The sequence below is a fragment of the Nonomuraea sp. NPDC050790 genome, from assembly GCF_044456745.1.
GTDB lineage: Bacteria > Actinomycetota > Actinomycetes > Streptosporangiales > Streptosporangiaceae > Nonomuraea.
In genome coordinates this window covers 45,166-65,878 of record NZ_JBITGF010000010.1, presented here as the reverse complement: position 1 = coordinate 65,878, position 20,713 = coordinate 45,166, and the positions used below count along the sequence as shown (strand labels likewise).

Genomic DNA, 20,713 nt, shown 5'->3' with positions numbered 1-20,713 from the left:
CCCCACCACCGCCCTCCAACCCCCACGCCCACCCGGCCACCTCCATGAGCGCCACGGCCCGGAACGCGCCGTGAAGGTCCGGCCGTGGAAGGTGGGGCCGCCGGGAAGTGTGGCCGCAGTACTGGGAAAGGGGCGACACGGGGCGCGGAGGGGCGGTGTCGGGGGAGGGGTGCAGCGGGGTGCGGTGTGGTGGTGCCGAGGGGCGTGGCGGCACGCGGGGTGCGGTGTTGGGGAGGGCGCGACGGGTGTGAGGGAGGGGCTGCTGCGGGAGGTGGGGTGTTGAGGGGTGGAGGAGTGGGCGGGCGGCCTGGGGAGTTGGGGCGTGTTGGTACGCCGGTGTCCGCAGCTTGGCCGCCCGCCGTGGTGGTCAGCCGATCAGGTGCTTCATCGACCTCCTCACCAGATCGGTCCGCATGGCCTGCGTGGTCAGGCTCTCCGCGCCGAACCCGAGGTAGACCGTGTCACGGGTGACGATCCCGCCGCCCTCCTCGAAGACCTGGTCGGTCCTGAACCAGTTGTTGACGGACGGCGCGGACCCGGCCGGCGGGTCGGCGGCGGTCCAGCCGCCCAGGTCCGACTCGAACGAGGTCTGCTCGGTGCTCGCCCCGTCCAGCGTCACCGCGAAGTCGTCCAGGAAGACGCCGGCCCCCTGGGTGGCCCAGTCGCTGATGTAGGAGATCGACAGCTCGACCCGCTTGCCCGCGTACGGGGTCAGGTCGACCTTCCACTGCTGCCATCCGCCCGAGTTGCCCGAGGCGGCGTGCCAGGCTCCGGAGGTGCCGCTGGCCTCGCAGTTGACGCCCTGGTAGCGCTGGGTGAACGGGTGGATGTCGCGCCAGCCGCCCGAGTTCTCGGTCTTGCAGCTCTCCCCGGTGTCCTGCGTGGTGTGGCCGTTGAGGTCGGGCAGGGTGGTCCAGTCGTCCTGCCCCGCGGTACGCGCCTCGACGGTCAGGAAGTCCCAGGCCGCCTCGGTGTCGTAGGAGGTCCAGAACGACAGGTCGCCGCTGCTCTTGCCGGTCAGGTCGATGGTCTTGGTCAGACGCTTCCAGGAGACGTCGGCGATGCCGCTGTAGACGTCCCAGGCGCCGGTGTGCGGGTCGAAGGGGCCGCCGGGCCGTACCCACTTGACCTGGGCGGAGCTGGCGAACAGCGGGAACTGCGCGGCGGGCAGGATCGCCGAGGTGGCCACGTAGGAGTTGGTGTGGGTGGGTTCCAGCGTGCCGTTGAAGCCCTCGAACTTACCGCCCTTGCCCTGGAGGGCGAAGGGGTTGCCGGTGCCGTGGTCAGTGCCGGCGTCGTCGAAGAAGACGTAGGCGCCGAGCCAGTACTGCTGGAAGTCGTTGAAGATCGGGATGCACGGCGGGTCGGACGGCGTCGTGCATTCGGGCTGCGCGGGCTGGTTGGGCTGGAAGTAGTAGGCGCCGTTGTTGTTGGCCGCGAACGACGGGTACTTGCCGGCGTGCAGCAGCTTGCCGCCCTCGTTGAGGTAGTCGCGGACCGCCAGTTCGGTGTCGAAGCCCAGCTTGGAGGTGGTGCCGGCGACTTGGCCGACGCTCCTCGGGATGATGTCGTCGCCGGTCTCCCAGACGACCGCCTTGTAGTGGCTCAGGGTGCCGAGCGGGTGCGGGGCCTTGCGGCCGGCCTTGTCCACGTCGTAGACGTCGGAGCTGTAGCCGGCCTCGTCGAGCGACTTGACGTACTCGTCGGCGTACTTCGCCTCGGTGACGCCCTGGACGGGGCTGATGCCGGTGACGTCCTCGGCGGCCAGGACGAGAACCTTGCCCCCGATGTCGCTGTTGACCTTGTAGGTGAAGGAGTCGCTCTTCTTGCCGAGCGAGCTGAACCAGACCTTCACCGTGTCGCCCGGCCGGGTACCGGTGATCTTGCCGCGCATCCAGTGGTAGTAGCGGTTGTAGCCGGCGCCGTAACGCTCGCCGCCGCGCCACTCGCCGGTCAGCACGGTCTTGGTACGCCCGCCGTTGACCTGGTACTGCAGCCAGATCGGACCCAGCTTGCGCTTGGCGTTGACCTGGACGACCTGGTCACGGCCGTTGCTGGTCTCGAAGGTGTCGAGGACGAAGTCCGGGGTCGTGTTGCCCAGGTGGCTGACCGGCTCGACCGGGTTGCGGGCGGACTTGGCGACGTCGAGCGCGAAGGGGATGTTCTTCTCGAACTCCGCCTGGACCAGCGCCTCGTCGTCGGGGAAGACGAATCCGCAGCCGTCGCAGCCCTCGTTCAGCTCGGGGGTCCAGGACAGCGTGCCGTACGCGGAGTGGGCGCGGTCGTTGGTGTCGCCGTTGGTGATGTACAGCTCCGCGCCGAGGTCGGGGTCGAAGCCGGGGATCGCCGGGTTGGCGTCGTCGCCGGACAGCGCCTCGTAGATCGGGTTGTCCGCGGTCTCCGTGGCGATCTGCACGCCCAGCGGGTACAGCAGCAGCGGCCCGAAGGAGTGGTAGTTGACGTTGAAGGCGAACCTGATGCGCTTCATCAGGCCGTCGAACGCCTTGGTCTCCGGCTCGCTGGCCGGACCGGCGCCACGGTAGGTGTCGCTGCTCGGGATCGAGGAGGAGCCCTCCTCGTCGTAGTGGAAGTTCGTGGGGAAGTTGCGGTTCTGGTCGACGCCGTCGCCGCGGGTGATGGTCCCGTCGCCGTTCACGTCGCGCAGGTTCTTACGCCACAGGCGGTTGCCCTCGGTGAAGGTGAAGTCGTAGCCGTCGGGGTTGGCCACCGGCAGGAACCAGAGTTCGGTGGTGCCGAGCAAGCTGCGCAGCGCCGCCTTGTTGGCGACCACGTGCTTGAGCAGCCGCATGTTGACCTCGGTCGAGATCCACTCGCGCGCGTGCTGCGTGGAGGAGTAGAAGACCGCGGGCTTGGCGCCGTCCGGCAGGATGCGGGCCAGCGAGGTGACCTTGGCGGCGAGGATGTCCTTGCCCTGGATGGTCTTGCCGATGGACATCAGCTTGACCACGTCTTTGTTGGCGTTGGCGATGGATCTGAGCTGGTCGGCGATGCCCCCGGCCTCGGAGTAGGACCTCCAGACGGTGTAGCCGCCCGCGGCCTGGGCCTTGGCCGCCTCCAACTGTGTCTGGCCCTGCTGGTTGCGCACGGGCTCGGGCTTGTGGCCGAGCTTGGCGAGCCCCGCGAGCCCCGCCTGGTCGGCGGTCAGCTCGATGTGCTCCTTGCCGCCCTTGAGCTGCTGTTGTACGACGTCGAAACCTGCTTCCCTGAGTTTCTCGCCGGTGCCGGGCGGGCTGTCGAGCTGGTAAAGCTCGATACGATCGCCGGGCGGCAGCGGATCCACCGTCGAGGCGCTGGCCTCGACGGACACCAGGGAGCTGCCTAAGCCGATCAGGACGGCTGTGAGGAGCGCTAAAGAACGTGACACGGTCTGCCCCTTCGCAGAATCGATTCGCTCGCAATTTCGCTCCGCGGGGGTGGCTCGGCAAGACCCAAAGTTCGGGGCGACCCCACAAAGTGGTAGATACTTCGCCAATGGTGCATGGGTTCGCCGGTTCCGGTGGCGACGACCAAGATCATCTTCTATAGTCACCACGTCTAGGAGGGGAGGACGAGCGTGGGAGTCAGGCGTTTCACCGCCATCGCCACCGTGCTCGTCGGCCTGCTCGCCGCACCCCTTCCGCAGGCCGCCACCGCCGATCCCGGCAGTCCCGCGCAACTGCGCAAGCTGACCAAGCAGGCCGCCCAGCTCAACAAGCTCTACCGGGGCCAGATCGAGTTCCTGGAAGACGCCCGCATCCAGGCCAAGAAGGCCACGGAGAACGCCGGCAAGCTCAGGAGCCAGCTCGGCGCGGCCCGCGGCGAGGTCGCCAGCATCGCCCAGAACACCTACATGAGCGGCCCGCTCGACGGCACCCAGCTCCTGGCCATCGGCGATCCCTCCCTGCTGCTCGGCCAGGCCGCGAACATGCAGTACATGTCCGACGAGCGCACCAACCGGGTCCTGCGCATCGAGCAACTGATCAAGAGCGCCAACACCGCCAAGAAGGCGGCGGACGCGAAGATCAAGGACCTCGAGAAGAAGATCAAGGAGATGCGCGACAAGCGCCGCGACGTCGAGAAGCTCCTGGCCAAGTACGGCTTCCAGACCCCGACCGGCGGCGCCGGCCTCACCCAGCGCATGACCAGCGTGAAGATCGCGGTCATGCAGAACTTCCCCATGCCCTACGGCGTGGGCTGCCTGCGCCCAGGCGACCCCGGCGAGCACGGCAAGGGCCGGGCCTGCGACTTCATGATCTCGCGCGGCTACGCCAGCGGCGCCGACGCCGACCGGGGCGACGCCCTGGCCGAGTACCTGATCCAGAACGGCTCCCGCCTCGGCGTCATGTACATCATCTGGAAACAGCGCTACTACGACATCCGTTCGGGCGGCGGCTGGGACCCCATGTCCGACCGGGGCAGCGTCACCGCCAACCACTACGACCACGTCCACGTCTCCGTCTTCTGATGGACTTCGAGGAGCACCGCAGCCACCTGTGGGCCGTGGCCTACCGGCTGCTGGGCAGCGTCGCCGACGCCGACGACGCCGTGCAGGAGACCTGGCTGCGCTGGCGGCAGGCCGACCAGGCCGCCGTCACCGCACCCCGCGCCTACCTGACCACCGTCGTGAGCCGGATCTGCTACGACCAGCTCGGCTCCGCCCAGGCCAAGCGCGAGTCCTACATCGGGCCGTGGCTGCCCGAGCCGGTGGTCGAGGAGCCGGGTCCCGAGGACCGGGCCACCATGGACGAGTCCGTGGGCATGGCGCTGCTGGCCGTGCAGGAACGGCTGAGCCCGGCCGAGCGGACGTCGCTGGTGCTGCACGACGTGTTCGCGCTGCCGTACGAGGAGATCGCCGAGATCCTGGGCAGGAGCCCCGGCGCGGTGCGGCAACTGGCGGCGCGGGGACGGCTGCGCGTGCGCGACTACGCGCCGCGCCGCTCGCTCGACCGCGCCGAGCAGGCGGCGGCGGTGCGTGCCTTCGCGGCGGCGGCCACCACGGGCGACCTGCGGGCGCTCGTGGCCGTGCTCGACCCGGACGTCATCTGGCGCGCGGACGGCGGCGGCGTGGTGAGCGCGGCGCTGGTGCCGGTCGTCGGCGGCGAGAAGGTGGCCAGGGTGGTGCTGGGGCTGGTCGAGCGCTGGTTCACCGGGATGGTGGCGGACTTCCGCGAGGTCAACGGCGGCCCCGGCCTGGTGATCGTGAACGAGGCCGGCCCGGTCGACTGCGTCATGTCGTTCACCGTCTCCGGCGGCCGGATCACGGAGGTCGATGTGGTGAGAAATCCCGGCAAACTCGGCCATGTGAGGTAGCTCACTCAGACATCTGCCGCGACGTCCCCGTCTCCCCTGCAGAAGCGAAAAGGACGGGAGACGGATATGGACATCGTGGTCATCGGAGCCGGCTACGCGGGCATGACGGCGGCGCTGCGTCTCGACAGGAACCACACCATCACCCTGATCAGCGCCGCCGACAGCTTCACCGAGCGGGTCAGGCTGCACGAGCGGGCGGCGGGGCGGCCGTCGGTGAGCACGCCGCTCGCCGAGCTGACCAGGGGCACCGGCATCAGGACCGTCGAGGGCGTGGTCACCGCCGTCGACGCCGACATCAGGACCGTCACGCTGGCGGACGGGCGGGAGTTCGGCTACGACACGCTCGTCTACGCGCTGGGCAGCTTCACCGACGCGAGCGTCCCCGGAGTGGCCGACCACGCGTTCGCCGCAGAGAACGCGCCCGGACTCGCCGAACGGCTGCGCGCGGGCGGCGGCCGCCTGGCGGTCGTCGGCGGCGGGCTGACCGGGATCGAGATGGCCACGGAACTGGCGGAGACCTACCCGGACTGGCAGGTCAGGCTGGTCACCGGCGCCCACCCGGCCGCGGGCCTGTCGCGCCGCGGGCGCAAGCACGTGGCCAAGGCGCTGACCAGGCTGGGCGTGAGCGTCCACACCGGCACCCGGGTCGAGGCGGTCACGCCCGACGGCCTGCGCACCGGGCAGGGCGCGATCGAGGCCGACGTCGTGGTGTGGGCGGGCTCGTTCGCCGTGCCGGAACTGGCCGCAAAGGCCGGGCTGGCGGTCGACGAGCGCGGCAGGGCGGTCGTGGACGCCACCCTGCGCTCGGTCTCCCACCCCGACGTCTACGTGGTCGGCGACGCCGCCGCCGTGGACGTGCCGGGCGCCGGGATCTCGCGCATGTCGTGCGCGATCGGGATGCCGATCGCCGCGCACGCCGCCGACGCGGTCAACGCCCGCGCCCGCGGCCGCGCGGCCCGCCCCTTCCGCTTCCGCTACATGATCCAGTGCATCAGCCTCGGCCGCCGCGACGGCGTCATCCAGGCCGTCCGCCGCGACGACTCGCCGATCGAGCTGATCCTGCCCGGCCGGGCCGGCGCCTGGGTCAAGGAGCTGATCTGCCGCTACGCCGCGGGCTCGCTGCGCCTCGCCCGCCTGCTGCCGCGCTCCTACTGGTGGCCCAAGTAGTCCTTCAGCCAGTGGTAGGACCTCTTGGGCGTACGGCGCTGCGTCGCGAAGTCCACGTGGACCAGTCCGAAGCGCTGGTGGTAGCCCTCGGCCCACTCGAAGTTGTCCAGCAGCGACCAGACGAAGTAGCCGCGCACGTCCACGCCGTCGCGCCGGGCCCGCATGAGCGCGGCGAGGTGGCCGTCGAGGTAGGCGATGCGCTCCGGGTCGTCCACGGTGCCGTCGGGGGAGACGGTGTCGGGCTGGGAGCAGCCGTTCTCGGTCACGTAGACGGGCGGGAGGCGCTGGCCGTACCGCTGCTTGAGGCCCGTCAGCAGCTCGTGCAGGCCGTCGGGGACGACGGGCCAGCCGAAGCCGGTGGTGGGGTAGCCGGTGATGCCGGCGTCGTCGAAGGGGAAGAGGTCCTGCCGGGGCGCGGTGATCCGGGTGGGGTTGTAGTAGTTGATGCCGAGGCCGTCGATGGGGGTGGAGATCACGTCGAGGCCGTCCTCGGGGGCCTGTTTGCCGAAGGCCGACAGGTCCGGGTACGCGCCGGTGAGGATGGGGTCGTTGAACAGCCGGTTGTGCAGCGTGTCGTAGGCGTCGGCGGCGGCGAGGTCCTCGGGGCGGTCGGAGGCGGGCCAGACCGGGGTGCAGTTGTTGGAGATGAGGATCTCGCGGGCGCCGGCGGCGCGCAGCGCCTGGGTCGCCAGACCGTGGGCCAGGAGCTGGTGGTGGGCGGTGGGCAGGGCGTCGAGCAGCAGGGTCTGGCCGGGGGCGTGGACGCCGAGGGCGTAGCCGTAGGCCATGTGGACGAAGGGCTCGTTGAGGGTGATCCACGTCTCGACCCGGTCGGCCAGGCGATCGGCCACGACGGCGGCGTAGTCGGCGAACCTCCGGGGGAGATTGTGGTTCATCCAGCCGCCGTCGTCCTGGAGCTCCTGCGGCAGGTCCCAGTGGAACAGCGTGGGCACCGGCTTGACGCCCGCCTCCAGCAGGTCGTCCACGAGGCGGTCGTAGAAGCCCAGTCCCTTGTCGTTGGTACGGCCGCCGGGCTGGACCCTCGGCCAGGAGATGGAGAAGCGGTAGGCGTTGACGCCGAGACCGGACATGAGCGCGATGTCCTCGGCGGTGCGGTGGTAGTGGTCGCAGGCCACGTCGCCGGTGTGGCCGTCGCGTACCCGGCCGGGCTCGTGGGTGAAGGTGTCCCAGATGGAGGTTCCCCGCCCGTCCTCGGCGGTGGCGCCCTCGATCTGGTAGGCGGCGGTGGCCGTGCCCCACAAGAAGGTGCTCATGGGAGGTGAGTATCACTCATGTAATTGCCGGGCCGAAAGAGCAAGACTGTACTTGCTGGTAATGCGCCAGGATGGAGGACATGACGAGTACCTTGCGCCGCCGCCCCGCCCAGCGCCGCAGCGTGGAGAGGGTAGAGCGGATGCTCGACGAGTGCGCGCTGCTGCTCGACCAGGTCGGGTACGACGCGCTGACCACCAAGGAGGTCGCGCGCCGAGCCGAGGTTCCGATCGGCACCTTCTACCAGTTCTTTCCCGACAAGCAAGGGTTGGTCCGCGCGCTGGCCATGCGCAACCTGGAGGCGTTCCTCCAGCGGGTGACCGAGCGGATCGCCGACGCCGACCTAGAGCACTGGACCGACCTCGTCGATCTGGCCATCGACGAGTTCGTCGGGATGAAGCGCACGACGCCGGGATTCGCGGTGGTGGACTTCGGGGAGGTGCTGCCGACGCCCGGCGGCCCCGCGGTCGAGGGCACCAACCGGTCGCTGGACGCGGCGCTGGAGAACAACGTCATCGTGGCCGACAGACTGCGGGCGCTGACCGTCGACCTGCTCGACGCGCCCGCCGGATCGGGGCTGGACCGGGCGCTCCTGGTGGCGGTGGAGGCCACCGACGCGGTGCTGAAGCTGGCGTTCCGCATGCACCCCGACGGCGATCCCGAGCTCATCGTGGAGTGCAAGCAACTGGTCCGCCGCTACCTGGCCGACCACCTTCCCTAGACCCCGGCAGCCTCACGGCAGGGCCGCGCTGAGGATGGCGCGGGCGATCGGCGCCGCCGTCCCGCCGCCGGACCCGCCGTTCTCCACGACCACGCCCACCGCCACCTCCGGCGCGTCCGCCGGGGCGAAGGCGGTGATGACCGCGTGCGCCGCGGCCGTGCGCGCGTGCTCGGCCGTCCCGGTCTTGGCCGCCACCGCCACGCCGGGGATCGCCGCGCCCGCGCCCGTGCCGCCGGGCTGCGTGACGGCGACCATCATCGCGGTGAGGTCGGCCGCGACCGCCTCGGACATCGTGGTCCGGTACTCGGTGGGCGAGGCCCGGTTGATGACGGAGCCGTCCGGCAGGCCGGCCTCCTCCACCAGGTACGGGCGCATGAGCGTGCCCCGGTTGGCCACCGCCGCCGACATCATGGCGATCATCAGCGGCGTCGCCCGGTCCTCGTACTGGCCGATCGCCGACAGGGCGGTCTGCGCCTGGTCCATGCCCTTCGGATAGCCGCTCTCGGCCACCGGCAGCGGCACGGTCAGCTCGTCGGTGTCGAACCCGAACGCCTGCGCCCCCTCCCGCAGCGTGTCCGAGCCCAGGTCGAGGCCGATGTTGGCGAACGCGGTGTTGCAGGAGACCTGGAAGGCGTAGCCCAGCGGCGGATGCCCGTCGCCGCACGCCGACCCGCCCGAGTTGGCCAGCGAGGTGGTCGTGCCGGGCAGCAGCAACCGGGTGGGCGCGTCCACCTGCGAGGACGGCGTGTAGGCGCCCGACCCCAGCGCCGCCGCCGCGGTCACGACCTTGAACGTGGAGCCGGGCGGGTAGTTCTGGCCGAGCGCGCGGTTCAGCAGCGGCCTGCGGGGGTCGGCGCGCAGCCGCCGGTCGGTCGCGGCGAGCGCGCGGGGGTCGAACACGGCGAAGGCGTTCGGGTCGTACGACGGGTAGGAGGCCATCGCCAGGATCGCCCCGGTCACCGGGTTGATCGCCACGGCGGCGCCGGGCAGCCCGGTCGCCCGCAGCGCCTCGTACGCGGCCCGCTGCACCCGGTCCACGATCGTCAGCCGGACGTCGGCCCCCGCCGCGATCCCGTCCTTCACCAGGGCGCGCACCTTGACCTTGGCGTCGCTGCCGGACAACACGCCGTCCTCGGCGTGCTCGACGCCGGTCTCGCGGTACAGGGACAGGTAGCCGGTCGCGGGGGCGTACAGCTCGCCGTCCGGATAGATCCGCCGGTAGAGGTACGGCCCGCCGTACGCGCGCTCGCTGTAGGCGATCACCGAGCCGTCGTAGGTGGAGATGTCACCCCGGTCGTGGTCGAACCTGGCGATGATCGTGCGCTGGTTGCGCGGATCGGCGTTCAGGCTGTGCGCCTCGAACGCCTGGAGGTAGGTGACGTTGGCCAGCAGGGCGAACAACATCACCGAGCAGATCAGCGCCACCTGGCGCAGGGGGATGTTGATCCGTTTCGCCCTGGGTCCGGCCATGCTCCTCGGTCTAACAGCCGGACTTCCAAGCCAGGGCTAGAGGACGCTGCGGTAGTAGGAAATCTTGTGGTGGATGTACTTCTGCTGCTCGGCGAGGTTGGCGATCTGCTCCTTGACCCGGCGGTCGTGCTCCTCCAGGAGCGTGATCCGGTCGGCGACGGTGTGCTCGCCCTGGCGTACCAGTTCGGCGAAGCGCAGCATCTCGGCGATGGGCATGCCGGTGTCGCGCAGGCAGCGGATCAGGTTCAGCCAGCCGAGGTCGCGCTGGGAGAAGCGGCGCTGGCCTGCGGAGTTGCGCTCGATGCCGGACAGCAGCCCGATCTTCTCGTAGTAACGCAACGTGTCGAGGCTGAAGCCGGTCTCCTCGACGACTTCCGAGGGTGTGTAGACGCTCACGCTCGCCATCGTCCCACCTGGAGTGCACTCCAGGTCAAACTTGACCTGGAGCGGGCTCCAGCGCCCAGAGTCGTCGCCATGAGAATCGCACTGGGCACGATCGGCTTCGGCACCGCCGTCGGCATGGACGACACCTTCGCGCTGCTCGACCGCTTCACCGAGGCCGGCGGCACGATGATCGACACGGCCAACAACTACCCCTTCTGGGTGGAGGGCCGCACGGGGGACGAGAGCGAGGCGGCCATCGGGGCGTGGCTGAGCGCGCGGAGTGCGCGGGACCGGGTGGTGCTGAGCACCAAGGCCGGCGCCCGGCCGACGGTCCCCGGCGATCGCACGCTCGACTCGATGGAGGGCCTGTCGGCGGCGGCGATCGCGAAGGCCGCCGAAGGCAGCCTCCGGAGATTGCGGACCGACTACATCGATGTGTATTGGTCGCACATCGACGATGCTTCCGTCCCGCTTGAGGAGTCTTTGGAGGCGTTCAACGCGCTGGCCAAGGACGGCAAGATCCGCGGCCTCGGAGCCAGCAACATGCGCGCCTGGCGGCTGGAGCGGGCCAGGAATTTGTCCGCGGCGCACGGCTGGATGCCGTACACCCACCTGCAGCTCCGCCATACCTACCTACGCCCGCGCCCGCTCACCCACCTGGCCGAAAGCGCCCACGTGCTGGTGACCGACGAGACGCTGGAGCACACGGCGGCCACCGGGGTCACGCTGTGGGCCTACAACACCCTCATGTCCGGCTCCTACACCGGACGCCCCGACCGCCCGCTGCCCGAGTCCTACGACCACCCGGGCACCACCCGCCGCCTCGCGGCGCTGAGCGAGGTGGCCGGCGAGCTGGGCGCCACCCCGAACCAGGTCGTGCTGGCCTGGCTGCTGGCCGACGGCCACGTGCCGATCGTCGGCGCGACCCGGATGGCCCAGCTTGAGGAGGCGATCGGCGCCACCGCGCTGACGCTCAGCCAGGACCAGAAGGACCGGCTCGACGCCGCCGTCTAGTCCCGGTAGGCCGACGACTGGAGGGTGTAGAGGTCGGCGTAGAGGCCGTTCAGCGCCATCAGGGCGGCGTGGGTGCCGGACTCCACCACCTTGCCGTGGTCGAGGACGTAGATGCGGTCGGCGTAGCGGACGCTGGCCAGCCGGTGGGTGATGAGCAGGACCGTGCGGCCGTCGGCGTGGTCGCGGATGCGCTCGAACAGGGCGTGCTCCGCGCGGGCGTCGAGGGCGGCCGTGGGCTCGTCGCAGATCAGCAGCGGGGCGTCGCGGTGGAAGCCGCGGGCCACGGCGATGCGCTGCCACTGGCCGCCCGACAGCTCCTGGCCGTCCTTGAAGCGCCGGTCGAGGAGGGTGCGGTAGCCGTGGGGGAGGTCGGCGATGACCGCGTCGGCCCCCGCCACCCTGGCCGCCGCCTCCAGCGCCTCCTCGCCCTTGTCGGTGCCCATGGTGATGTTGTAGCGGGCCATCAGGGGCCAGCGGGTGTGATCCTGGGCGATGACCGCGGTGCGCCCGCGCAGGGCGTCCGGCTCGACGTCGCGCAGGTCGACGTCGTCCCAGGTCACGCTGCCTGTGCCGGGTTCGTAGAGGCCGGAGAGGATCTTCGCCAGCGTGGTCTTGCCCGAGCCGTTCTCGCCCACGAGCGCGATGACCTCGCCCGCCCCGATCTCGACGGAGACGCCGCTCAGCGCCGGGGTGTCCGAGCCCGGGTAGGCGAAGGTGACGTCCTGGGCGCGGATGCGGGCGAAGGACTCGGGGGCCGCCGCCGGGCGGGGCTTGGCCAGGCGGCGTTCGGCGTCCTCGCAGAAGTTGAGGAAGTCGGTGAAGTAGAGGCCCTCCTCGTAGAGGCGGTTGGTGGCGTACATGAGGTTGCCCAGCGACGACTGGCCCTGGCGGATGGCCAGGACCGCGGTGCCCGCCACGGCCAGCGGGATGGAGCCGAGCGCGAGCAGCACCCCGAGCGCCACGTAGACCAGCCCGCTGCCGAGCCCGCCCAGCGCCTCGCCGACGACTCTGGTCAGCGTCTGGCGCTTGGCCAGGCGCAGCAGCACCTCCTGCTCGGCGCGGGCGACCGCGTCGTACATGCGCAGCAGGAAGCCGCGCATCGTGAACGAGCGGACCTCCGCGGCGGGCCGCCGGTCGGCGAGCAGCTCGGCGATGATCCATTTGCGGCGGTTGGCCGGGATGAGGGTGTAGAGGGTGGTGTAGCGCATGCGGGCGCTGCGCACCGCCGCCCAGGCGTCGGGCAGTACGGCCAGCAGCAGCAACGGCAGCAGCACCGGGTGCAGCACGCCCAGCACGCCGGCCACCGCCAGCAGCCCCACCAGGGCGGTGACCACGTCGATGGCCGAGGTGACCACCTCGTCGGCCATCGACACCCCGCGCATCCTGGCCCGCTGCAGCGCGTCGTGGAAGTCGGGGTCGTCGTAGGCGGCCAGCTCGACCCGGCTGGTCAGGCCGTAGAGCCGCTCCTCGGTCTGCCTGCTCACCTGCGGGTCGAGCCGCGACTGCGCCCACCCCGCCCCGGCCTGCACGGCCGTGCGCATCGCCGCCGCCCCCGCCACCAGGGCCAGGCTCGGCAGCGCGGCCATCACCCGGTCGGGCGTGGGACCCTCGCTGAACAGCGCCGTCAGCACCCCGGTCGTCGCCAGCAGCCCGAAGGCGGTGAACACCCCGCCGAGCAGGTTGAGCGTGATCGTGGCGACGGTGTCGCGCGGGCTGGCCCGCCAGGCCAGGCGCATGGCCTGGCCGATCAGCGAGGGCAGCCGCCTGGCGATGGTGAGGAATCCGGCCTCGGCCATCTGGTCGGTGTGGGCGTACCAGTCGGAGATGGTGATCTCGCCGATTTCCAGCGCGTCGTCGGCCATGAAAGCAGTGTGCGGCAGCGCACTGACAATCCGATCTGCCTCCAGGTCAGATAAGCCTGGTCTTGCTGGCCCCAAATTCTGCGTGACGGGTGTAACACTGTCGGTAGTGCTGTTGCCCGCCCCCCCGCGAGGAGTCACGACGGTGCCCACGAACCTTCCGACGGTTCCCAACGCGTTCATCGGCAGGGAGTCCGACCTGGATGAGCTGTTGCGCCTGCTGATGGCGGTGCGTGTCGTGACCTTGTGCGGCACCGGCGGCATCGGCAAGACGCGGTTGTGCCTCAGCGTGGCGCACGAGGCGGTCGAGGTGTTCAGCGACGGCGTCTGGCTGGTGGAGCTGGCCGACCTCGACGCCGGCGACCTGCTCGCCCAGCGCGTGGCCGCGGTGCTCGGCGTGCAGGTCCCGCCCGACGGCGACCCCGCGCAGGCGGTGGCCACGGCGGTCGGCGGCGGCAAGCAACTGCTCGTCCTGGACAACTGCGAGCACCTGATCGAGCACTGCGCCGAGCTGTGCACCTACCTGCTGGGCGCCTGCCCCGACCTGCGGGTGATGGCCACCAGCCGCGAGCCGCTGCGGGTGGTGGGCGAGACGGTCTGGCGGGTGCCGCCGCTGTCGCTGCTGCCGGTGGCGGGCCGGGGCAGCGACGCGGTCCGGCTGTTCGTCGACCGGTCGGTGGCCGGCGGCGGGCTGACCTGGACGGCGCAGGACGACGCCGCGGTCGGCGCGCTCTGCGCCGAGCTGGAGGGCATCCCGCTGGCGATCGAGCTGGCGGCGGCGATGACCAGGGTGCTGTCGGTGGAGCAGATCAGGTCACGGCTGTCCGACCGGTTCAAGCTGCTGACCAGCGGCTCGCGCTCCTCGCCCGCCCGCCAGCGCACGCTGCTGGCCACGGTCGAGTGGAGTTACCGGATGCTGAGCGCGCCGGCCCAGCTGCTGCTGCAGCGCCTGACCGCCTTCCGCGGCGGCTGGACCCTGGAGCTGGCCGAGCTGACCTGCCCGTGCCCGGGACTGGCCGCCGACGAGGTGCTGGTGACGATGGCCGAGCTGGTCGACAAGTCGCTGGTGCTGGCCGACGGCGAGGCGGGCGGCGAGATCCGCTACCGCATGCTCGACACGGTGCGCGACTACGGCAGGCAGCGGCTGCAGGAGTGCGGCGACGAGGAGGAGCTGAGGCAGCGGCACCTGGAGTGCATGTTCCTGATCTCCAAGCGGCTCGGCGACCTGATCGCGACCTGCGACCGGCGCCACTGGCCCGAGATCACCCGGCGGGCGCTGGTCATCGACGCCATGCAGCCCAACCTGTACGCGGGGCTGGGGTACGCCCGCCGTACCGGTCAGGTCGAGCGGGGCCTGCGCATGTGCACCGACCTGCAGTGGGTGATCATCGCGGGCGGCCGGTTCGACGAGGCGGCCAGGCACATCGACGAGCTGCTGCAGGACTCCGCCTCGGTCATGCCCGACCAGGTGGCGCACGCGCTGGCGCTCAGGTCGGTGGTCTGCTTCTTCGGCGGCGACGCCGTCGGCGTGGTCCGCTACGGCCGCGAGGCGGTGCGCCTGAGCAGGGCGAGCGGCCACCTGGTCAGCGAGGCGTTCGCGATCATCATGATGTGCGCGGTGGGCGCGGGCGACGAGGAGCTGACCCTCGACCGGGCCGCCGAGCTGGCGCGCAAGGCCGGCGACAGCTACGTGCGCTCGCTGGTGATCTACGTCAAGGCGCTGCACGCGCAGGGGGCAGGGCAGCTCAGGGAGGCGGCCAGGCTGTACGAGCAGATGATCGACAGCCACCGCGACGCCAACGACTGGGGGATGGCGCTGGCGGTGATCGGCCTGGCCCAGATCGCCCACTCCCGCGGCGACCTGGAGGCGGCGGCGCAGCACTACCAGTACGCGCAGGAGCTGCTCGACCCGATCGACCATCGGGGCGAGCGCATCCGCTGCCTGACCGGACTCGGGCGGATCGCCACGGAGCTGGGCGACTTCGAGACCGCGCGGCGCAGGCTGGCCGAGAGCCTGGCGCTCAGCTCCGGCCTCGGCCAGCGGGCGGTCGCGGTCGAGCTGATCGACGGCTTCGCCGACCTGGCCCTGCGCGAGGGCGAGCACGTGCGGGCCGTACGCCTGATGGCGGCGGCCTCGGCGCTGCGCGAGCGGATGGGCGGCGCGCTGCTGCTCACGATGAGCGGCGCGCGCGTCCAGGAGCTGCTCGCGCCTGCCAGGCGCGCGCTGGGCGAGACGATGGTGGCGCAACTGTGGGCGGAGGGCCGCACGCTGCCCTGGCACCAGGCCATCGACTACGCCGTACGCGGCGAGCCGCCCGCGCGCCGGCGCATGGGCATCCCCGTCCCGATCGCGCCCGACGGCACCCTGACCGAGCGCGAACGCGAGATCGCCGGCCTCATCGCCCGCGGCCTGTCGAACAGGAAACTGGCCGAGGAACTGGTCATCAGCCCGGCCACCGTGGCCAGGCACGTCAGCAACATCCTGGCGAAGCTCGGCTTCACCTCCAGGACCCAGGTGGCCACCTGGGCGATCGAGCATGGTATGAACGAGTAGTCGATGTCACACTCAGAGTGATGATTACCGCTTGGAACCTCCCCGCCGAGCCCAACTTGTTCGTCGGCCGCGAGTCGGACGTCGACGAGCTCGTCCAGCTCCTCGACGTGGCGCGCGTCGTGACGCTGTGCGGGGCGGGGGGCATCGGCAAGACGCGTCTGGCGATCCGCCTGGCGGCCAGGATGGCGCCGCGCTTCTCCGGCGGCGCGCGGCTGGCCGACCTGTCCGACCTGGGGGCCGACGAGAGCGTGTCCGACCACGTGGCGGCCGCCCTGGGGCTGGCCGCCGAGCCCGGCACGCCCCTGGGCGAGCGGATCGGCGAGCGCCGCGTGCTGGTCGTGCTCGACAACTGCGAGCAGCTCGTGGCCGAGTGCGCGGAGCTGTCGCGGCAACTGGTCGGCGCCTGCCCGGGGGTGACCGTGCTGGCCACCAGCAGGGAGCCGCTGCGGGTGCCGGGCGAGACGGTCTGGCGGGTGCCGCCGCTGTCGCTGGCCGGCGACCCCCGGCGCTCTGAGGCGGTGCGCCTCTTCCACGCCAGGGCGGCGGCGGTGCGTCCCGGCTTCGAGCTGAGCGACGACGAGCTGCCGCAGGTGGTGGGGCTGTGCCGGGCGCTGGACGGGCTGCCGCTGGCGATCGAGCTGGCCGCCGCCATGGTCAGGGCGCTGTCGCTGCGGCAGCTCGTCGAGCGCCTCGACGACCGCTTCCGCCTGCTGTCGGCCGGTGCGCGTACGGCTCCCGCCCGCCAGCGCACGCTGCGCGCGGCGGTCGACTGGAGCTACCGGCTGCTGTCGGAGCAGGAGCGGCTGCTGCTGCGCCGGCTGGCGGTCTTCCGCTCCTGCTGGACCCTCGACGTGGCCGAGTGGGTCTGCCAGGGCGAGGGGCTGCCGGAGGAGGACGTACTGCCCCGGCTGTGCGACCTGGTGGACAAGTCGCTGGTCGTGGTGGACGGCGAGATCGCCGGCGAGGCTCGCTACCGGCTGCTGGAGACCGTCAGGGAGTACGCGGTCGAGCAACTGGCGCAGACGGACGAGGAGGTCGAGCTGCGCCGGGCGCACCTGGCCGCGATGGCCCGGCTGGCGGTGGAGTTCAGGCAGGCGGTGGCGCCGGGCGCGCACACGTCCTGGGCGGTGATGGAGCGCTTCGGCAACCTCTTCGACGGCCTCAAGACCGAGATCGCGGCGGCGCTGGACTGGTCGATCGCGATCGGCCGCCAGGAGGTCGCGCTCAGGATGCTCACCGACATGCGCTACATGCTGGTGGCCAGTGGCCGCAACCTCGGCCTGGCCGGGCCCCTGGACCGCCTCCTGGCCACGCAGACCGGCGACCTCGGGCTGCTCGGGCAGGCGACGCTGCTGCGCGGGGAGCTGGCGGTACAGGGCGGCGACCTCACGACCGCGGCGCGGTGCGCGCGCTCGGGCCTCGGCATGTGCAGGTCGGTCGGCGACAGCTACGGCGAGGCCGTCGGCATGATCCTGTGCGCCCAGGCCACCGGCGACCAGGAGCCGCTGGAGCTGGCCCTGGCGGTGGCGGCCAAGAGCGGTGACGAGGTGCTGGCCTCGATCGCCCAGGGCACCAGGGCGGGCCTGGCCCTGCACGAGGGCCGCCTGCACGAGGCGCGGCGGGCCTTCGAGGAGGTGCTGGCGCTGTGCGAGCGGCTCGACAACCACTGGGGCCTGTCCAACGGCCACATCGGCCTGGCCCAGGTGGCGCGGCGGGTGGGCGACACCGCGACCGCCAAGCGCCACTACGAGAGCGGCCTGCGCCTGGTACGCCACGTCGACGCCCGCCAGCAGATCATCAGTTGCCTGGCCGGGCTCGGCAGGGTGGCGCTGGAGCAGGGCGACCTGCGCGAGGCGCGCGACCGGCTGACCGAGGCGCTTGAACTGAGCCGCGACGCCGGGCTGCGCACGGGCATCGCGCGCCGGCTGGAGGCGTGGGCCGGGCTGCTGGTGGCAGAGGGGGACGAACGGCGCGCGGTACTGCTGATCTCGGCCTCGGTGGCGCTGCGCGGACGCCGTCCCGAGGCGCGCGAGGAGGAGATCCTCGCGCCCGCCCGCCGCAGCCTCGGGGAGGCGCTCGTGGGGCAGTTGTGGGCGGAGGGGTCGGCGATGAGCGCGGACGACGCGGTGCGCTGCGCCCTCGACGGCACCCTGCCCGAGCGCACGGACGCGCCGGTGGTGCCCGTGGGCCAGGACAGCAGGCTGACGGCCAGGGAGTTGGAAGTGGCCGAGCTGGTCTCACGGGGACTCAGCAACAGGGGGATCGCCGACGAGCTGGTCATCAGCCCGGCGACGGCGGCCAGGCACGTGGCGAACATCCTGGCCAAGCTGGGGTTCTCCACACGTACACAGATCGCCGCCTGGGTCATCGAGCAGCGCTGAGCGCAACCTCTCTACACATCTTCCCGCACCGGCGGATACATCCTCGAATGGCCATCTCAGTGCATGTGCGGGGCTCCAGGTCGGCCTAGCGTTTGCCATGTGATCGGCCGACCGGCGCGAACCTCGGAACCCCGGCTCCCGGGGTGCCCACACCGGAGGCGCGCCCGGCCGATCCACCCGGGAGCGTCGCGTGCCCATCACGGATCAGGGCCTCCTCGGAGGGGTGGGGGTTTTGGTCCGGGGCACGCGACAGCGGGCTCGAGCCGCGCAGGGCTCGAGCCCGCCCCGCAACGGATTCGGTTGACGAAGTGTCGAGGAAGCGGTGAATGCACATCGGTATACATACATCGGTGGATGCTGTGGTACGCACGCCCGCCGTACCGTCCTAAGCATGAAGCCGATCGTCTCGTCTGCGGGCACCGTGACCAACGAGGTGTTCGGCCGGGCCTACGAACGAGGCGACCGGCCGGCGCTGGTGGATCTCCACGGCGGCCTCGTCTACAGCTACCGCAAGCTGGTCACCGAGGTGACCAGGGCGGCCTCCGGAATGGTGCGCAGAGGCGCCAGACGGGAACAGGTCGTCGGCGTGCACGTGAGCACGGCCTGCGCGCAGACGCTGGCCGTCCACACCGTGCTGGCGGCCGGTGGCGTCGCCGCGCCGCTCGACCCGCGCCTGTCGGGGGCGGAACTGGCCGAGCGGCTCTCGGAGTGCGACGCGCGGACGCTGATCACCACGCCGGACCTGGCGCCCCTGTCGCTGCGAGCGGTGGAGGAATCGCGGGTCCGGCAGGTGATCGCCTTCGGCCCCGTGGTGGACACGATCGACTTCGCGGACCTGCTCATGCTGGAACCGGCGCCTTTACCGTCGGTGGACTCCCGGCTGCAGGACGCGCTGGTGCTTCCGGGCGGGCGCCGCATGGCGCAGGCGGAGCTGCTGGCGCGGATGGCGGAGCTGGACGAGCAGGTGAAGCTGACCGAGTCCGACGTGGTCCTGGCCACCTGGAAACCGGATGACGGGTATGAGCTGATCGCGCTGGTCGGGCTGGCGGTCCTGAGCGGCGCGCTGGTCGTGGCGGCGGCCATGTCGGACGCCGCGGATCTGCCCGGCACCAAGCACGACTTCGGCGTCACGGTCGTGACCGGACCGGGCGGCGAGCTCGAACGTCTCTGAGCTGTTATCGCGCATGCCTTGACGTCGCCGCGGGCGAAGTGGGTTGATGGCCCTACTGACAACGTTGTCAACCTGAGTTCGTTCGGGGGTCTCGAAGGGACGGTGTGCGATGCGACGACGGTGGTTGGCAGCCGTCGCGATCACGATGGCTGGCCTGCTCGGAGTGACCGCCTGTGGCGGTGGGAACACGCCCGCAGGCCAGGCCACCGATGGCGCGACGAAGGCCGCGTCGAGTGACGTCGAGGTCTTCTCCTGGTGGACCGGGCCTGGGGAGGCCGACGGTCTGGCGGCGATGAGGAAGATATTTGAAACCCAGAACCCCAACCTGAAGTTCCTGGACGCCGCGGTCGCGGGTGGTTCCGGTGACAAGGCGAAGGCTCTGCTCCAGACCAAGCTCCAGGGCGGCGAGCCGCCGGACTCCTTCCAGGGGCACGCGGGCGCCGAGCTGCAGGGCTACATCAAGGCCGGGCAGCTTGAGGACCTCACCTCGCTCTACGACGAGCTGAAGCTCAAGGACGTCTTCCCGGCCCAGCTCGTCGAGCAGATCAGCGTGGACGGCAAGATCTACTCGGTGCCGGTGAACATCCACCGCTCCAACGTGCTGTGGTTCAACCCGGCGGTCCTGAAGGAGGCCGGGGTCGAGGGCGCGCCGAAGACGATCGAGGACTTCATCGCGGCCCTGGGCAAGGTCAAGGCCAAGGGCAAGATCCCGCTCTCGATCGGCTCGGAGTGGACGGTCACCCACCTGCTGGAGAACGTCATGCTCGGCTCGCTGGGCACCGACGGCTACAACGCGCTGTTCAAGCCGGGCGCCAACTGGGCCGCCCCCGAGGTGACGAAGGCGCTGGAGAGCTTCAAGACCATCATGTCGTTCGCGGGCGACCCGCAGGACGACTGGCAGCCCGCCGCCAAGCAGGTGGCCGACGGCCAGGCGGCCTTCAACATCATGGGCGACTGGGCCTACGGCTACTTCCACAACCCGCCGGACGGCGGCCTCGGCAAGACGTCGAAGACCGACTTCGACTGGGCGCCCGCGCCCGGTACCGAGGGCACCTACCTGTGGCTGTCGGACAGCTTCACCCTGCCCAAGGGCGCCAAGAACCGTGAGGGCGCGCTCGCGTGGCTCAAGGTGGCGGCCAGCAAGGAGGGCCAGGACGCCTTCAACCCGAAGAAGGGATCCATCCCCGCCCGCAAGGACGCCGACGCCGCGCTCTACACCGACTACCTCGGTGACGCGCTGAAGGACTGGTCGGGCAACAAGCTGGCCGGCTCCGTCCAGCACGGTGTGGCGGTCAGCCAGCCGTGGCTCACGGCGATCAACGAGCAGGTCGGCCTTTACCTGGGCAAGCAGGACGTGGCAGCGCTGCAGAAGGGTCTGGCCGACGCGGCCACGGCCAACGCGCAGTGACA

14 protein-coding genes are annotated in these 20,713 nt (G+C 71.1%); 9 read left to right on the top strand and 5 right to left on the bottom strand.

All coding sequences use genetic code 11. The features are described from left to right. Positions 1–367: 367 nt before the first annotated feature. Entirely contained in the window at positions 368–3,385 is a 3,018-nt protein-coding gene (locus tag ACIBEJ_RS41060; protein WP_397188370.1) for a M14 family zinc carboxypeptidase, read from the bottom strand. Between the two features lie 189 nt (positions 3,386–3,574). Here ACIBEJ_RS41060 and ACIBEJ_RS41055 point away from each other — a divergent pair, with 189 nt between their 5' ends. From ACIBEJ_RS41055 to ACIBEJ_RS41045, 3 genes are all read left to right on the top strand, one after another. Then, positions 3,575–4,465 (top strand): coiled-coil domain-containing protein, encoded by an 891-nt coding sequence (locus ACIBEJ_RS41055; protein WP_397188369.1) that lies wholly within the window; start codon positions 3,575–3,577, stop codon positions 4,463–4,465. After that, a complete protein-coding gene (sigJ, locus tag ACIBEJ_RS41050; RefSeq protein WP_397188368.1) occupies positions 4,465–5,310 on the top strand; it encodes an RNA polymerase sigma factor SigJ in 846 nt (281 codons plus the stop codon). The genes ACIBEJ_RS41055 and sigJ overlap by 1 nt, the downstream gene beginning before the upstream one ends. Before the next feature lie 66 nt (positions 5,311–5,376). Further along, on the top strand, positions 5,377–6,477 hold the full coding sequence (locus ACIBEJ_RS41045; protein ID WP_397188367.1) for an NAD(P)/FAD-dependent oxidoreductase: 1,101 nt from the start codon (positions 5,377–5,379) through the stop codon (positions 6,475–6,477). Here ACIBEJ_RS41045 and ACIBEJ_RS41040 read toward each other — a convergent pair. Beyond that, positions 6,459–7,751, bottom strand: a complete 1,293-nt coding sequence (locus ACIBEJ_RS41040) for a GH1 family beta-glucosidase (protein WP_397188366.1) — start codon at positions 7,749–7,751, stop codon at positions 6,459–6,461. The two genes, ACIBEJ_RS41045 and ACIBEJ_RS41040, sit on opposite strands and share 19 nt — an antisense overlap. Before the next feature lie 80 nt (positions 7,752–7,831). On the opposite strand from ACIBEJ_RS41040, the gene ACIBEJ_RS41035 reads away from it, so the two are divergent. Further along, positions 7,832–8,470 (top strand): TetR/AcrR family transcriptional regulator, encoded by a 639-nt coding sequence (locus ACIBEJ_RS41035; RefSeq protein WP_397188365.1) that lies wholly within the window; start codon positions 7,832–7,834, stop codon positions 8,468–8,470. Between the two features lie 12 nt (positions 8,471–8,482). Here ACIBEJ_RS41035 and ACIBEJ_RS41030 read toward each other — a convergent pair whose 3' ends face one another. Together ACIBEJ_RS41030 and ACIBEJ_RS41025 are read right to left on the bottom strand one after the other, a co-directional pair. Continuing rightward, on the bottom strand, positions 8,483–9,940 hold the full coding sequence (locus tag ACIBEJ_RS41030) for a peptidoglycan D,D-transpeptidase FtsI family protein (protein WP_397188364.1): 1,458 nt from the start codon (positions 9,938–9,940) through the stop codon (positions 8,483–8,485). A gap of 36 nt (positions 9,941–9,976) precedes the next feature. After that, on the bottom strand, positions 9,977–10,345 hold the full coding sequence (locus ACIBEJ_RS41025) for a MerR family transcriptional regulator (RefSeq protein WP_397188363.1): 369 nt from the start codon (positions 10,343–10,345) through the stop codon (positions 9,977–9,979). A gap of 69 nt (positions 10,346–10,414) precedes the next feature. On the opposite strand from ACIBEJ_RS41025, the gene ACIBEJ_RS41020 reads away from it, so the two are divergent. Beyond that, a complete protein-coding gene (locus ACIBEJ_RS41020) occupies positions 10,415–11,338 on the top strand; it encodes an aldo/keto reductase (protein ID WP_397188362.1) in 924 nt (307 codons plus the stop codon). Here ACIBEJ_RS41020 and ACIBEJ_RS41015 read toward each other — a convergent pair. Next, positions 11,335–13,200, bottom strand: a complete 1,866-nt coding sequence (locus tag ACIBEJ_RS41015; protein WP_397188361.1) for an ABC transporter ATP-binding protein — start codon at positions 13,198–13,200, stop codon at positions 11,335–11,337. The genes ACIBEJ_RS41020 and ACIBEJ_RS41015 overlap by 4 nt on opposite strands. Positions 13,201–13,342: 142 nt before the next feature. On the opposite strand from ACIBEJ_RS41015, the gene ACIBEJ_RS41010 reads away from it, so the two are divergent. From ACIBEJ_RS41010 to ACIBEJ_RS40995, 4 genes are all read left to right on the top strand, one after another. Continuing rightward, the gene (locus tag ACIBEJ_RS41010; RefSeq protein WP_397188360.1) at positions 13,343–15,751 is read left to right on the top strand and encodes a LuxR C-terminal-related transcriptional regulator; all 2,409 of its coding nucleotides are present in this window, start codon (positions 13,343–13,345) and stop codon (positions 15,749–15,751) included. 20 nt (positions 15,752–15,771) lie between these two features. Continuing rightward, positions 15,772–18,132: an ATP-binding protein gene (locus tag ACIBEJ_RS41005; protein ID WP_397188359.1), complete on the top strand. Its 2,361-nt coding sequence runs from the start codon at positions 15,772–15,774 to the stop codon at positions 18,130–18,132. A 391-nt stretch (positions 18,133–18,523) separates the two neighbouring features. After that, on the top strand, positions 18,524–19,303 hold the full coding sequence (locus ACIBEJ_RS41000; protein WP_397188358.1) for an AMP-binding protein: 780 nt from the start codon (positions 18,524–18,526) through the stop codon (positions 19,301–19,303). 109 nt (positions 19,304–19,412) lie between these two features. After that, positions 19,413–20,711: an ABC transporter substrate-binding protein gene (locus tag ACIBEJ_RS40995; RefSeq protein WP_397188357.1), complete on the top strand. Its 1,299-nt coding sequence runs from the start codon at positions 19,413–19,415 to the stop codon at positions 20,709–20,711. The last annotated feature ends 2 nt before the right edge of the window (positions 20,712–20,713 follow it).